This is a genomic window from Pseudomonas sp. GW821-FHT09E04 (assembly GCF_059416185.1).
Map to the genome: position 1 here is coordinate 257709 of NZ_JBWKOR010000005.1, position 15499 is coordinate 273207.

Annotated in this window: 9 protein-coding genes; 5 read left to right on the forward strand and 4 right to left on the reverse strand. The window is 61.0% G+C overall.

Annotated features, from left to right (window positions below; translation table 11 throughout):
* Position 1 precedes the first annotated feature (1 nt).
* From waaF to AC07N4_RS19980, 3 genes are read right to left on the reverse strand one after another with little or no spacing between them, the layout of a single operon-like run.
* A complete protein-coding gene (gene waaF, locus AC07N4_RS19970; protein ID WP_039766536.1) occupies positions 2–1036 on the reverse strand; it encodes a lipopolysaccharide heptosyltransferase II in 1035 nt (344 codons plus the stop codon).
* A gap of 51 nt (positions 1037–1087) precedes the next feature.
* Positions 1088–4027, reverse strand: a complete 2940-nt coding sequence (gene glnE, locus AC07N4_RS19975) for a bifunctional [glutamate--ammonia ligase]-adenylyl-L-tyrosine phosphorylase/[glutamate--ammonia-ligase] adenylyltransferase (RefSeq protein ID WP_493065829.1) — start codon at positions 4025–4027, stop codon at positions 1088–1090.
* Positions 4024–4149 carry a hypothetical protein gene (locus tag AC07N4_RS19980; protein WP_255261909.1) on the reverse strand — a complete coding sequence of 42 codons (126 nt, stop codon included), beginning with the start codon at positions 4147–4149 and terminating at the stop codon, positions 4024–4026. The genes glnE and AC07N4_RS19980 overlap by 4 nt, the downstream gene beginning before the upstream one ends.
* A gap of 262 nt (positions 4150–4411) precedes the next feature.
* Here AC07N4_RS19980 and aceE point away from each other — a divergent pair, with 262 nt between their 5' ends.
* The 5 genes from aceE (at position 4412) to msrA (ending at position 14445) form a co-directional block, all read left to right on the forward strand.
* Positions 4412–7057 (forward strand): pyruvate dehydrogenase (acetyl-transferring), homodimeric type, encoded by a 2646-nt coding sequence (gene aceE / locus AC07N4_RS19985; protein ID WP_096819872.1) that lies wholly within the window; start codon positions 4412–4414, stop codon positions 7055–7057.
* Between the two features lie 11 nt (positions 7058–7068).
* On the forward strand, positions 7069–9060 hold the full coding sequence (gene aceF / locus AC07N4_RS19990; RefSeq protein WP_493065830.1) for a dihydrolipoyllysine-residue acetyltransferase: 1992 nt from the start codon (positions 7069–7071) through the stop codon (positions 9058–9060).
* Between the two features lie 279 nt (positions 9061–9339).
* Complete coding sequence (locus AC07N4_RS19995) at positions 9340–10737, forward strand: alkaline phosphatase D family protein (RefSeq protein WP_493065831.1); 1398 nt, start codon at positions 9340–9342, stop codon at positions 10735–10737.
* Positions 10738–10975: 238 nt separating this feature from the next.
* Positions 10976–13672, forward strand: a complete 2697-nt coding sequence (locus tag AC07N4_RS20000) for a putative bifunctional diguanylate cyclase/phosphodiesterase (protein ID WP_493065832.1) — start codon at positions 10976–10978, stop codon at positions 13670–13672.
* Positions 13673–13779: 107 nt separating this feature from the next.
* Complete coding sequence (gene msrA / locus AC07N4_RS20005) at positions 13780–14445, forward strand: peptide-methionine (S)-S-oxide reductase MsrA (protein ID WP_102620170.1); 666 nt, start codon at positions 13780–13782, stop codon at positions 14443–14445.
* Positions 14446–14606: 161 nt separating this feature from the next.
* Here the strand turns inward: msrA and AC07N4_RS20010 are convergent, their stop codons facing one another.
* The gene (locus AC07N4_RS20010) at positions 14607–15446 is read right to left on the reverse strand and encodes a 23S rRNA (adenine(2030)-N(6))-methyltransferase RlmJ (protein ID WP_007952304.1); all 840 of its coding nucleotides are present in this window, start codon (positions 15444–15446) and stop codon (positions 14607–14609) included.
* Positions 15447–15499: the final 53 nt, after the last annotated feature.

Below are 15499 nucleotides of genomic sequence, written 5' to 3' on the forward strand. Positions count from 1 at the left end.
CTTAATGGACCTCGACCACAGAGCCCTGCAAACGCTGCAAGGCATCGTTGACCGCGTCCGGCATCAGCTGGCGCAGGCAGTTGTAATGGCCGAAACGGCAAGTGCGATCAAAGCAAGGGCTGCAATCGAGGCCCAGACGGACGATTTCCACATGCTCGGCCAACGGCGGGGTGAAACCCGGCGAAGTCGAACCGTAGACCGCCACCAACGGACGGTTCAGCGCTGCAGCAACGTGCATCAGACCGGAATCGTTGGAAACCACAGAGTCGGCGCAGGACATCAGGTCGATGGCTTCGGCCAGCGAAGTACCGCCACTGAGGTTCACGGACTCTTCACGCAGGCCCGGAATCAGCCGCGCGCGGATGTCTTCGCCCACCGCGTGATCGTTCTTCGAGCCGAACAGCCAGACTTGCCAGCCTTCGCGGATACGCGCTTCGGCGACCTTGGCGTAATGCTCGGACGGCCAGCGTTTGGCTTCGCCGAATTCGGCACCGGGGCACAACACCAGCACCGGGCGATCGAGGGTCAGACCGAACTTGGCCAGCGCCGCCTCGCGGGTCACCGGGTCGATCTGCAGGCTCGGGCGCGGATACGGTTTCGGCAGCTCGGCGTTCGGCTCGTAGGCCAAGGCCATGAAGCGCTCGATCATCAGCGGATAGCGTTCTTTATCCAGCGTGCGCACGTCATTGAGCAGGCCGTAGCGGAATTCGCCGCGCCAGCCGGTGCGTTTCGGGATGCCGGCGAAGAACGGCACCAACGCCGACTTCAGCGAGTTCGGCAGCAGGATCGCCTGGTCGTACTGGCCGGCCAGGGATTTGCCGATCCGCCGGCGGGTCGCCAGCTCCAGCGCGCCGTGGCCGAGCGGAAAGCTCAAGGCCTTGCGCACTTCGGGCATGCGCTCAAGGATCGGCCGGCTCCACTCGGGGGCCAGCACGTCGATTTCGCACTGCGGGTGGCGCTGCTTGAGACACTGAAACAGTGTCTGCGCCATCACCATGTCACCGACCCAACTGGGCCCAACGATCAGAATATTCATGTGGTTTCCAAAAACGAACCGGGGAGGCTTTACGCCTCCCCGTCTCGAGAATCAGCTTAGCCCCAGCTCGCGCCAGATCCGCATCACCTGCCGCCGTTCGTCCGCGAACTGATCGCCCGGTATCACCCCGGCATCCTTCTGCAAGGCCTGCCGGTGGGCGGCGGAACGATAGGCCTTATAGGCCTCGCGCAACAGGCTGGCGTCTTCGACGGGCATCAGCCCCTCGTGTTCCAGCTCTTCCAGAATGCGGATATTGTCCGTCCAGCGCAGCAACGGCGGGTGGGTCTGCGACCACGCCAGGGCCGCGTATTGCACCATAAATTCAATATCGACGATACCTCCGGCGTCCTGCTTGAGGTCGAACGGCGCCGTGGCATCGAAGGCATTCGCCCCGGTACCGGCGGCGGTGCTCTTGCTGCCGAGGTTATCGCGCATCTTGGCGCGCATCTCGCTCACTTCCTGTTGCAGTTTCGCCAGATCCCGCGCCTTGCCCAGCACCTGAGCCCGTACTTTCTCGAACGCCTGGCCGACATCCTGACTGCCCACCAGCACCCGCGCCCGCACCAGAGCCTGATGCTCCCACGTCCAGGCTTCATTTTCTTGATAGCGGGCAAATGCCCCCAACGAACTGACCAACAGCCCCGACGCACCGGACGGCCGCAGGCGCATGTCCACTTCATAGAGCTGGCCGGAGTTGGTCTGCGCCGTCAGCAAGTGAATGATCCGCTGGCCGAGCCGGGTAAAGAACTGCGCACCATCAATAGGCTTCGCCCCGTCGGTTTCTGCCTGTGGATCGCCGTCATGGATGAACACCAGATCCAGGTCCGAACCATGCCCCAACTCGATCCCGCCGACTTTCCCATAACCGACAATGATGAAGCCGGGATCGCACAACGTGCCGTCGGTGCGCAGCGGCGTGCCGTACTTGGCCACGGTCTGGCGCCAGGCCAGGGCCAGCACTTGTTCCAGAATCGCTTCCGCGAGCCAGGTCAGGTAATCGCTGACTTTCATCAACGGCAGGCTGCCGGCGATTTCCGACGCGGCGACGCGCAAGCGATGCGCCAGTTTGAAATGGCGCAGGGCTTCCATCTGCTGTTCGAGGTCGTCCTCGGGGATCCGGGTCAGGCGCTCGCGCAATTCGGCGGCCAGTTCCGGCGCCAAGGGCGGCTTGAACAGGCGACCTTCGTTGAGCAACTCATCCAGCAGCAGCGGGAAACGGGTGATCTGCTCGGCGATCCACGGACTCGCGGCGCACAGGGTCAGCAAGCGACGCAGCGCGCCGGGGTTTTCCGTCAGCAACACTAAATAAGCCGAACGCCGGGCCACCGCTTCGACCAGCGGCAGAACCCGTTCAAGCACCAGATCCGGGTTGTCATGCTCCACCGCCTGGGCGAGCAGGCGCGGAATAAAGGCGTCGAGGCGTTCACGCCCCAGACGCTGCATCGCCCGCAGCTGCGGACTGCTGCGCAGACCGGCCAGCGCTTTCAAGGCTTTGGTGGCATCGGCGAAACCGCCCTCTTCCAGTTGGCGGCAAGCGGCTTCTTCATCCTGAGCCTCTTCCCACAGCGGCAGCCATTCACCGCCGACCACCACTTCGCAGTCGGCGCCTTCTTCCTCATCGGGATCGGCGATGACCTGAGCAAAATGCCAAGCCACCCGGCCACGCCAGAACATCAGCTTTTCATGGAAGGCGTCCCAGTCGGCGAAACCGAGCATGAAGGCGATGCGGGCCTGATCCTGCTGGCTGTCCGGCAGCATCTGGGTCTGCCGATCGGCAATCGCTTGGATCGCGTGTTCGGTGTAGCGCAGGAATTCATAACCTTCACGCAATTCGCTGATCACTGCCGGCGGCAGATAACCCTGCCCTTCCAGCGTGCTCAACACCTTTAATAGAGGCCGCTGTTGCAGGCTCAGATCGCGACCGCCATGAATCAACTGAAAGGCCTGGGCGATGAATTCGACTTCACGGATACCACCGGAGCCAAGCTTGATGTTGTCGGCCATGCCCTTGCGCCGGACTTCCTGCTGGATCAGTTGCTTCATGGTGCGCAGCGCTTCGATCGCCGAGAAATCCAGATAGCGCCGGTAAACGAACGGCCGCAGCATTTCCTGCAACTGCGCCCCGGCCACCTGATCGCCGGCCACCACCCGCGACTTGATCATCGCGTAGCGCTCCCAGTCACGGCCCTGATCCTGGTAATACTGCTCCAGCGCATTGAAGCTCAGCACCAGCGCGCCGGACGAGCCGTACGGGCGCAGGCGCATGTCGACGCGGAACACAAAGCCGTCGACGGTCATCGGGTCGAGGGCCTTGATCAGGCGCTGGCCGAGACGAATGAAGAATTCCTGGTTATCCAGCGCGCGCTTCACGCCGACGGTTTCGCCGCCCTCGGGGTAGGCGAAGATCAGGTCGATGTCCGACGACAGGTTCAGCTCGACCGCGCCGAGCTTGCCCATGCCGAGGATGACCATTTGCTGCGGTTCGCCACTGCGCCGGCCGGTCGGCGTGCCGAATTGTTCGCAATGGCGGCTGTACAGCCATTGATAGGCCTGGTCGATGCTGGCGTCGGCCATGTCCGAGAGGTCGCGGCAGGTCTGCACCAGATCGGCCTGGCGAGTCAGGTCGCGCCAGATGATCCGCACCTGATGCCGGGCGCGCTGACGACGCAGGACGCGACCCAGCTCATCCTCGCTCTGCGCGGTGCTGACCGCCGCCGCAATCTGCCCACACAACTCGCCGGGGGCGAACGGCCGATCGAGCTCGCCGGACTGCACCAGCGACAGCAACATCAAAGGGTCACGAACGCTCTGTTCAATCACGAAATCGCTGGCGGCGGTGACACGGGCGAACTGCGCCCAGCGCTCCGGGGTCCAGGTGGAGAAGCCAAGATCGTCTTGAAGCTGAGCGACGGCCGTACGGAACGACTGCTCGGATCGGCTGACCAACGGCAGGAGAATGGCGGGCAGTTCGGCAAGCGCGGGCAGGGTCATGGTCTATCCTTGATCGGCGTGTAAATGGCCGCTTGTAGTGATGATTGAAAAACCGCTACGCGAAGGACTGTCGAACAAAAGTGAGAAATAGCTGAAATTTCTTTTTCTTTGGCAGCCAGCATCAAACTTTCACCTTTTTCGGATGGCTAAAGAGCAACCTTAACGATTATTCTCACAACGCAGTCGGAGGCCACAAGCCTTTCATCTGTAGTTTTACTACTCGTCTATACATTCGAAAGGCTGAAATGCCGGATGATTTGTAGTAAAACTACACGCCGCCGGAACAACCTGTCGGCAATCCAAGAATTTTAAATCGTCTGCCCACAAGGCCAGTCGCAAACTCAGGCAACCGATTCTGGAAGCCTTTCCGCCCTGGAGCAAGCCATGCAAGACCTCGATCCCGTCGAAACCCAGGAATGGCTGGACGCCCTGGAATCGGTTCTCGACAAAGAAGGCGAAGACCGTGCTCACTATCTGATGACCCGTATGGGCGAACTCGCGACCCGCAGCGGCTCGCAACTGCCTTACGCCATCACCACGCCTTACCGCAACACGATTCCCGTTACCCACGAAGCACGCATGCCTGGCGACCTGTTCATGGAACGCCGCATTCGCTCGCTGGTACGCTGGAACGCGATGGCCATGGTAATGCGTACGAACCTGAAAGATTCTGACCTGGGCGGTCACATCTCCAGCTTCGCCTCCAGCGCGACCCTGTACGACATCGGCTTCAACTACTTCTTCCAGGCCCCGACCGACGAACACGGCGGCGACCTGATCTACTTCCAGGGCCACACCTCGCCAGGCGTCTACGCCCGTGCGTTCATGGAAGGCCGCATCACCGAAGACCAGATGAACAACTTCCGCCAGGAAGTCGACGGTCAGGGCCTGTCGTCCTATCCGCACCCTTGGCTGATGCCTGACTTCTGGCAGTTCCCGACTGTATCGATGGGTCTGGGCCCGATCCAGGCGATCTACCAGGCTCGCTTCATGAAGTACCTGGAACACCGCGGCTTCATCCAGCCGGGCAAACAGAAAGTCTGGTGCTTCCTGGGCGATGGCGAGTGCGACGAGCCGGAATCCCTGGGCGCAATCTCCCTGGCCGGCCGCGAGAAGCTGGACAACCTGATCTTCGTCATCAACTGCAACCTGCAGCGCCTCGACGGCCCGGTTCGCGGCAACGGCAAGATCATCCAGGAACTCGAAGGCGTGTTCCGCGGTGCTCAGTGGAACGTGACCAAAGTCATCTGGGGCCGTTTCTGGGACCCACTGCTGGCCAAGGACGTCGACGGCATCCTGCAACGTCGCATGGACGAAGTCATCGACGGCGAGTACCAGAACTACAAAGCCAAAGACGGCGCGTTCGTTCGCGAACACTTCTTCAACACGCCTGAACTCAAGGCGATGGTTGCAGACCTGTCCGACGACGAGATCTGGAAACTCAACCGTGGCGGCCACGACCCGTACAAGGTCTACGCGGCGTACCACGAAGCGGTCAACCACAAAGAACAACCGACCGTCATCCTGGCCAAGACCATCAAGGGTTACGGCACCGGTGCGGGCGAAGCGAAAAACACCGCGCACAACACCAAGAAAGTCGACGTCGACAGCCTGAAGCTGTTCCGCGACCGCTTCGACATCCCGGTGAAAGACGAAGAGCTGGAAAACCTGCCGTTCTTCAAGCCGGAGCCAAACAGCGCCGAAGCCCGTTACCTGGCCGAGCGTCGCACTGCACTGGGCGGTTTCGTCCCTCAGCGTCGCGCACAGAGCTTCAGCGTACCGACCCCGGATCTGGATACCCTCAAGGCAATCCTCGACGGTTCCGGCGACCGTGAAATTTCCACCACCATGGCGTTCGTGCGGATCCTCGCGCAACTGGTCAAGGACAAGGAAATCGGCCCGCGCATCGTTCCGATCATCCCGGACGAAGCCCGTACCTTCGGTATGGAAGGCATGTTCCGTCAGCTGGGCATCTACTCGTCCGTCGGCCAGCTCTACGAGCCAGTCGATAAAGACCAGGTGATGTTCTACAAGGAAGACCAGAAAGGTCAGATCCTTGAAGAAGGCATCAACGAAGCGGGCGCCATGAGCTCCTTCATCGCGGCCGGTACTTCGTACTCCAGCCACAACCAGCCAATGCTGCCGTTCTACATCTTCTACTCGATGTTCGGCTTCCAGCGTATCGGCGATCTGGCCTGGGCTGCCGGCGACAGCCGCACCCGTGGCTTCCTGATCGGCGGCACCGCCGGCCGTACCACCCTGAACGGTGAAGGCCTGCAGCACGAAGACGGTCACAGCCACCTGCTGGCTGCCACCATCCCGAACTGCCGCACCTACGATCCGACCTACGGCTACGAGCTGGCGGTGATCATTCAGGACGGCATGAAGAAGATGACCGAAGAGCAACAGGACATCTTCTATTACATCACCGTGATGAACGAGTCCTACCAGCAGCCAGCCATGCCGGCCGGTGCCGAAGAAGGCATCAAGAAAGGCATGTACCTGCTGGAAGAAGACACCCGCGAAGCGGCGCACCACGTACAGCTGATGGGCTCCGGCACCATCCTGCGTGAAGTCCGTGAAGCGGCGAAGATCCTGCGTGAAGAGTTCAACGTCGGTGCCGACGTGTGGAGCGTCACCAGCTTCAACGAACTGCGTCGCGACGGCCTGGCCGTAGAGCGCAGCAACCGTCTGAAACCAGGCCAGAAGCCTAAGCGCAGCTACGTCGAAGAGTGCCTGAGCGGCCGTAAGGGTCCGGTCATCGCCTCTACCGACTACATGAAACTGTTCGCCGAGCAGATCCGTCAGTGGGTACCGTCCAAGGAATTCAAAGTCCTGGGCACCGACGGTTTCGGCCGCAGCGACAGCCGCAAGAAACTGCGTCATTTCTTCGAAGTCGACCGTCATTTCGTGGTGTTGGCAGCCCTGGAAGCACTGGCTGACCGTGGTGATATCGAACCTAAAGTCGTGGCCGAGGCCATCACCAAGTTCGGTATCGACCCGGAAAAACGCAACCCACTGGACTGCTGAGGAGAAACTCTGTGAGCGAACTCATTCGCGTACCTGACATCGGCAGCGGTGAAGGTGAAGTAATCGAACTGTTTGTGAAGGTCGGCGACCGTATCGAAGCCGACCAGAGCATCCTGACTCTGGAATCGGACAAGGCCAGCATGGAAGTGCCGGCCCCGAAGGCCGGCGTCATCAAGAGCCTGAAAGTGAAGCTGGGCGATCGCCTGAAAGAAGGCGACGAACTACTGGAGCTGGAAGTCGAGGGCGCCGCGCAAGCGGCCCCTGCTCCGGCTGCTGCTCCTGCCGCCAAGGCTGAAGCCAAACCGGCTGCCGCTCCTGCTGCTGTCGCGCCAGCCGCTGCACCTGCTGCTGTCGCGCCAGCCGCTGCACCTGCTGCTGCTTCGGTTCAGCAAGTGCACGTGCCGGACATCGGTTCGTCGGGCAAGGCCCAGATCATCGAGATCCAGGTCAAGGTCGGCGACAAGGTCGAGGCTGATCAGTCGCTGATCACCCTGGAATCCGACAAGGCGAGCATGGAAATCCCGTCGCCTGCCGCTGGCGTGGTCAAGGCCATCAGCGTCAAGTTGAACGACGAAGTCGGCACTGGCGACCTGATCCTGGATCTGGAAGTGGCGGGTGCTGCGGCCCCTGCTGCGGCCGCTCCGGCCCAGGCTGCTGCTCCAGCCGCTGCCGCTGCGCCGGCTCCGGCTGCTGCACCTGCCGCACCGGTTGCCGACAGCGTTCAGGACATCCACGTTCCGGACATCGGTTCGGCCGGCAAGGCCAAGATCATCGAAGTGTTGGTCAAGGCTGGCGACAGCGTTGAAGCCGACCAGTCGCTGATCACTCTGGAATCCGACAAGGCGAGCATGGAAATCCCGTCGCCTGCCGCTGGCGTGGTGGAAAGCATTTCCATCAAGCTGGACGACGAAGTCGGCACTGGCGACCTGATCCTCAAGCTGAAAGTCAAAGGCGCCGCTCCGGCTGCTGCCCCGGCACCTGCCGCTGCCGCTCCGAGCGCTCCTGCGCCAGCCGCTGCTGCTCCGGCTGCCGCTGCACCTGCACCTGCTGCCGCTCCAGTTGCTGCTCCAGCCAAGCCTGGTGCGAAAGTTCACGCCGGCCCTGCCGTGCGTCAACTGGCTCGCGAGTTCGGCGTCGAGCTGAGCGCTGTTGGCGCCAGCGGTCCGCACGGTCGCATCCTGAAAGAAGACGTGCAGACTTACGTCAAAGCCATGATGCAGAAGGCCAAGGAAGCTCCGGCCGCTGCTGCTGGCGCAACCGGTGGCGCGGGCATCCCGCCGATTCCGGTCGTCGACTTCAGCCGTTTCGGCGAAATCGAAGAAGTGCCGATGACTCGCCTGATGCAGATCGGCGCGTCGAGCCTGCACCGCAGCTGGCTGAACATCCCGCACGTGACTCAGTTCGATTCGGCTGATATCACCGAGCTGGAAGCATTCCGTATCGCTCAGAAAGCCGTTGCAGAGAAGGCTGGCGTCAAGCTGACCATTCTGCCGCTGCTGCTCAAGTCCTGCGCACACATGCTCAAGGAACTGCCGGACTTCAACAGTTCGCTGGCTCCAAGCGGCAAGGCGATCATCCGCAAGAAGTACGTGAACATCGGCTTCGCCGTCGACACCCCGGATGGCCTGCTGGTACCGGTCATCAAGAACGTCGACCAGAAGAGCCTGCTGCAACTGGCAGCCGAAGCCGCTGCGCTGGCCGCCAAGGCCCGCGACAAGAAGCTCACCGCTGACGACATGCAGGGCGCCTGCTTCACCATTTCCAGCCTCGGCCACATTGGCGGCACCGGCTTCACGCCGATCGTCAACGCGCCGGAAGTGGCGATCCTCGGTGTTTCCAAGGCAACCATCCAGCCAGTCTGGGACGGCAAAGCCTTCCAGCCGAAACTGATGCTGCCACTGTCGCTGTCCTACGATCACCGTGTGATCAACGGCGCCGCTGCCGCACGCTTCACCCAGCGTCTGAGCAGCCTGCTGGCGGACATCCGCACCATCCTGCTGTAAACCGCTTGGCCCTCCGGCAACGGAGGGCCGACCGGGTTCCACGTTTTCGAGCGCCACACGCTCGTACCTCAACCCCGTCAGTTTGGCGGGGCTTTTTTTTGCCTTAAATAACTGCCGCCCGCACTTTTCCCACAATTTGCGCTGATATAAGCCACGACCCAAGTCCACTTCCTATCGATATTTTTCAGCAACAGACAACTAACCTTTGCGCATTAAAGTTACGCCTATAAAGCTGGATAACTTTATTCATTACCAATACTTATTCGAATGGATTCGAACATGCTGAAACCTACTGTCGGCCCGATCGTTGGCCACACAACAACTAATCAGGCGCGGATCTTCATTCGCGGCGGACTGCAACATGACACGGCCGTATTTGCCGGTATTCGCTATCGAATATTGGATTCGAAACAATGGCAACCGGGCCAGTTTGTCAAACTGGATTCAACCCGCGACATGACTGAAGTGCTGGTACTCGATCATTTGCAAGCCGACACCGACTACGAATACCAGACCGGCTGGTTCAGCCCGATGAGCCCCGTCCACACCATCCACAGCGTGGCGGAGTTGCCGCTGCAATGGCCACGGGAGACGTATCGCCTGCGCACCCGCAGCCATCGGCCTTTGCAGCCTCGCGCTTACATCCTCGGTTCCTGCCGCTATCTGCGCCTGACCGCCGGCATCCCGTCGCTCCCGCATCTGGGCGACCGGATCTTCGCGTCCATCAGCCAGTTGATCGAGGGGGCACAACCGGCGATCAGTGCAATCATGATGTGTGGCGATCAGATCTACGCGGACGATCTGAACCTGTTCGCACCGGATCGCGACTACGACGAGTTCATTGAAAAGTATCGTGTGGCGTTTTCCCTGCCCAATATCCGACGACTGATGTCCGGCACTTCGACTTACATGATCCTTGATGATCACGAAATAGAAGACAACTGGCCAATGAATGCCAGCAAGTCTGATAAAACCCTGTATCGCAATGCAATAGCGGCTTACGATATTTATCAAGCAAGTCATAGCCCGATCTGCGCGACAACAACTAACGGCACAATTGATCGCACGACACTGAAGCACTACTGGTATCAATTCAGCGACGGCGATATCGAATGGTTTGTGACGGACAGTCGAACTCGCCGCAACTTGTCGACCGAGAACCGCCGCATCCTCGATGAAGAACAGGAACAGGCCTTGTGCAAGTGGTTGGTCGAGAGCCCGGCGCGGATCAAGTTCGTGGTCACCAGCGTCATGTTCTACCCCGACCGCAAAATCAACGGCAATGATGCCTGGGCGGGCTTTCCCGAACAGCGCCTGCGCCTGCTGGAGACCATCCGCCAGCATCGGCTCAAAAACGTCGTGTTCATTTCCGGCGATGTGCATGGTTCGCTGACCAGTCGCCTGACCCACAGCGAAGACCAGGACTTTGAAGTACACACCGTCGTGTCCTCGCCGCTGAGCAACAGCAAACTGCTGCCCTATGCCAGGGCATCGACGTTCATTCTCGATCAGCCGCTGGCTCGCACAGACGCGGGAGAATACCGGCACACGCTGACCAGCCAAGTCGTCAGCCAGGACAATTTTGCCCACATGGTGGTCGAGGTCGAACACATCCGGGTCAACTACCACGACCGGGATGGCAAACACTTGCAATCAATCGACATTCCACTGCGCTGAATGGAAAAATGCCGCCGCTCCGGATGCCAGAAGGCTCTGGAACGGCGCTCTCAGCGCGCCGCTGCATTACTTTCCAGCGCCCGCTGGAGAAATGTTCAGCGCAGCCGACATATTCTTATAGCACTTGGCCTTCATGTCTCTTGTCAGTCGGTGCCGCAATGATGCAACCTTGCCGCAGGCAACAGTAAAGAGGGCGAGAGCCCGGCGCGTTCAGCAAATTTCCAAGCGAGTTCCCTTCATGAAGAGCCAACCCGATGCCGCCAGCCGTATGGCGGCCGAGGTAGTGACGCAGTTGCCTGTGCCCTCGCGGCTCGGCATGCTGCGTTTCGAGCGCCTGAATGAAGCCAGCTGGGCGATGCTGTTTCTCGATCCCAACTGCGAACGCCAGTTCGGCCAGCCTGCCGTCGAACTCTGCGCTTTGGTCGGTTCACCCTACGCCAGCCTGATGGAGCCCGAGGCGCGCTATCAGTTGCACGACGCGATCCAGCAACAACTGCGCGACAGCCCGCATTATCTGGTGCGCTATACCCTGCACACCGCCGCCGGGGCGCTGAGCATTCTCGAACTCGGTGAAGCCTACAAACAGCACAATCGCCACTTGCTGCGCGGTTACCTGCTGGCGGTCGACGACGTATTTGACGAGGCTCCAACGCTGCCGTCCGTCGACCTGGAAACCCAGAACTCGCGCCTGCAGATCGCCCTTGAGCTCAATCAGCGTGCCCAGCAGGAACAACTGCAGCATCTGGAGCGGGTGCGCGCCCAGCAGGACCTGATCCTGTTGCTGGCCCGCCAGCGCTACAGCAGCCAGAACTCCCTGCAAGAAGCCGCCGAGCTGATTACCCGCTGTGCCTGCGATATCTATGAAATCGACTGCGCCAGCCTGTGGAACCTCGAAGGCCAGAAGCTGGTGCCGATTTCCGCCTATCACCGCGCCACCCAGGAATACATCCTGCCGGAGGTGATCGACGTCAGCGGCTTCCCCGATTACATGGACGCCCTGCACGGCAGCCGCGCCATCGACGCGCACAACGCGATGCGCGACCCACGTACCCGGGAAATGGCCGAAGCCCTGCGTCCGCGTGACGTCAACGCCATGCTCGACGCCAGCATCCGTGTCGACGGCCAGGTGGTCGGCGTGCTGTGCCTGGAGCAGACCGGCGTCACCCGCGCCTGGCAGTCCGACGAAATCGCCTTTGCCGGTGAACTGGCCGACCAGTTCGCCCAGGTCATCAACAATCACAACCGCCGTACCGCAACCAGCGCCCTGCACCTGTTCCAGCGCGCGGTCGAGCAAAGCGCCAATGCCTTCTTGCTGGTCAATTGCGACGGCGTGGTCGAGTACGTCAACCCGAGCTTCACTGCGATCACCCAGTACACCACCGAGGAAGTCCACGGCCAGCGCCTGTCAGAGCTGCCGGCCCTGGAAAACCTCAGCGAGCTGTTGTTCGACGCGCCCTCGGCGCTGGCCAAAAGCAACAGCTGGCAGGGCGAATTCAAGAGCCGCCGCAAGAACCTCGAACCCTACTGGGGCCAGTTGTCGATTTCCAAGGTCTACGGCGACAACCGTGAGCTGACGCACTACATCGGCATCTACGAAGACATCACCCAGACCAAACTGGCGCAGCAGCGCATCGAGCGTCTGGCCTACACCGACAACCTGACCAACCTCGGCAACCGCCCTGCATTTATCCGCAATCTGGATGAGCGCTTTGCCCGAGACAGCGATACCCCGATCAGCCTGCTGCTGGTGGACATCGACAACTTCAAGCGGATCAACGACAGCCTCGGCCACCAGACCGGCGACAAACTGTTGATCAGCCTGGCCCGGCGTCTGCGCAACAGCCTGAGCCCGAGCGGCAGTCTGGCGCGGTTCGCCAGTAACGAATTCGCGGTGTTGCTCGACAACACCGACCTTGAGGCCGGCCAACAGATCGCCAGCCAGTTGTTGCTGACCCTCGACAAACCGATGTTCGTCGACAACCAGTTGATCAGCGTCACCGGTTCCGTGGGCCTGGCCTGCGCGCCGCTGCACGGCCGCGACCCGCAGACCCTGATGCGCAACGCCGGCCTCGCCCTGCACAAGGCCAAGGCCAACGGCAAACATCAAGTGCAGGTGTTCACCGAGGCGCTGAACGCCGAGGCCAGCTACAAGCTGTTCGTCGAGAACAACCTGCGCCGCGCCCTGACCCAGAACGAACTGGACGTGTTCTACCAGCCGAAGCTGTGCCTGCGCAGCGGCCGGTTGCTGGGCATGGAAGCGCTGCTGCGCTGGAACCACCCGGAACGCGGCATGATCCGCCCGGACCAGTTCATCAGCGTGGCCGAGGAAACCGGCCTGATCATTCCGATCGGCAAGTGGATCGCCCGCCAGGCCTGCCGCATGAGCAAGGCGCTGACCGCTGCGGGCATGGGCAACCTGCAAGTGGCGATCAACCTGTCGCCCAAGCAGTTCTCCGACCCGGATCTGGTGGCCTCCATCGCCAACATCCTCAAGGAAGAAGCGCTGCCGGCCAATCTGCTGGAGCTGGAACTGACCGAAGGCCTGCTGCTGGAAGCCACCGAAGACACCCACTTGCAGCTCGACCAGCTCAAGCGCCTGGGCCTGACCCTGGCCATGGACGACTTCGGCACCGGCTACTCGTCGCTCAGCTACCTGAAGAAATTCCCGATCGACATCATCAAGATCGATCGCAGCTTCATCCACGAAATCCCGGACAACCAGGACGACATGGAAATCACCTCCGCCGTGATCGCCATGGCCCACAACCTGAAACTCAAGGTCGTGGCCGAAGGCATCGAGACCGCCGAGCAGCTGGCGTTCCTGCGCCGGCACCGCTGCGACGTCGGCCAGGGCTACCTGTTCGACCGGCCGATTCCGGGCGCCGAGCTGATCCAAGCGCTCAAGCGCTACCCGCGCGGCCCTCTCCCGCTGTAAACCACAACCGCAGTACCCGCACATTTTGACTAGTGATTAACTGGGCATCATTGGGCACACTGGTGGTCTGTGTAATTGACATCCCATCCTGACTGAGAGGAACGATCATGGTTCTGCGCTCGGAAATTCTGGTGAACAAAAACGTGCTACCGACTAAAGAACAAGCTCTGCCTGGCCGCGAAACGGCGATGACCCTGCCTGAAAACCATTTCGTCTTCAAAGACACGCCGCTGCTTGGCCCGTTCTTCCAGGACGTCGATTTCGCGATTTTCGGACTGGGCTGTTTCTGGGGCGCGGAACGCCGCTTCTGGCAGCGTGAAGGCGTGGTCAGCACCGTGGTCGGTTACGCCGGCGGCTTCACGCCGAACCCGACCTACGAAGAAGTCTGCTCGGGCCTGACCGGTCATTCGGAAGTGGTGCTGGTGGTTTTCGACAAAGACAAAGTCAGCTACGAAGAGCTGCTGGCAATGTTCTGGGAATTACACAACCCGACGCAGGGCATGCGTCAGGGCAATGACATCGGCACCCAGTACCGTTCGGTGATCTACGCGACCCATCCGGAGCAACTGGATGCGGCGCTGAAGAGCAAAGCCGTTTATCAGGCTGAGCTGTCGAAGGCAGGCCTGGGTGAAATCAGCACCGAGATTGAACAGGCGCCGACCGTTTACTTTGCCGAGACCTATCACCAGCAGTATCTGGCGAAAAATCCGGAAGGCTACTGCGGGATTGGCGGCACTGGCGTCTGCATGCCACCGAGCCTGGCGGGTAACTGACCGCGTCGTCTGATCGCCTGATCACCCGATCGTTCCCACGCTCCGCGTGGGAATGCAGCCCGGGACGCTCCGCGTCCCAACAGCGGACGCAGAGCGTCCATTGAGGCGTTCCCACGTGGACGGTTCGACGCCTCGACGTGGGAACGATCATTGACGGTTGATCAGCTCTCGGCGATCAACCAATCCATCTGCCACCCACCCTGGGTCTGGCCCAGTTTCTTGGACAGCCACGGCAGCAGCTCACGCAATTCTTCCTCCAGCCCCCACGGCGGATTGGCGATCGCCAGGCCAGAGCCGTTCAGACTGTTCGGCGTATCCAGCGGATGCACCAGCAGTTCGACCCGCAGCAACTTCGGCGCACCGGTGCCGGCCAGATCCTGATAGAAACGACGCAGTGCGCGCTGATCCTTCACCGGATACCAGATCGCCGCCACGGTTTGGCGCATCCGGCCAATGGCCTCTTTCATCGAGGCTGCACAGCGCTGCATTTCATCGAGCTGTTCGAACGGCGGATCAATCAGCATCACCGCGCGTTTCTCCTGCACCGGCAACATCGCGCGGGCGACATGCCAGCCCTCGCCCAGATGCACTTTCACCCGACGATCGCCGGCCATGTTGTCCTTGAGCAGGACGCCGTCTTCGGGGTGCTTCTCATTGAGCATCACCCGATCCTGCGGCCGGGTCAGACGCCGCGCCAGCTCCGGCGACCCCGGGTAATAGCGCAACTGGCCGTCCGGGTTCATCTCGTGCAGCACTTTCATGTAGTCGGCAGTCAGCGCCGGCAGATCCGGCTGATCCCACAAGCGTGCGATGCCTTCCAGGTACTCGCCGGTACGGTTGGCCTGATCGCCCTGCAAGTCATACAGACCGATGCCGGCGTGGCTGTCGAGATAGGCAAACGGCTGCTCCTTGCGCGACATCAGGGCGATGAGGCGGGTCAAGGTCAGGTGTTTGAACACATCGGCGTGATTGCCGGCATGGAAGGCGTGACGATAATTCATGGCTGCTCCTGCGAGGGCCGTGAAGTTTACCTTTTACCGGGCGGCAAGTCAGG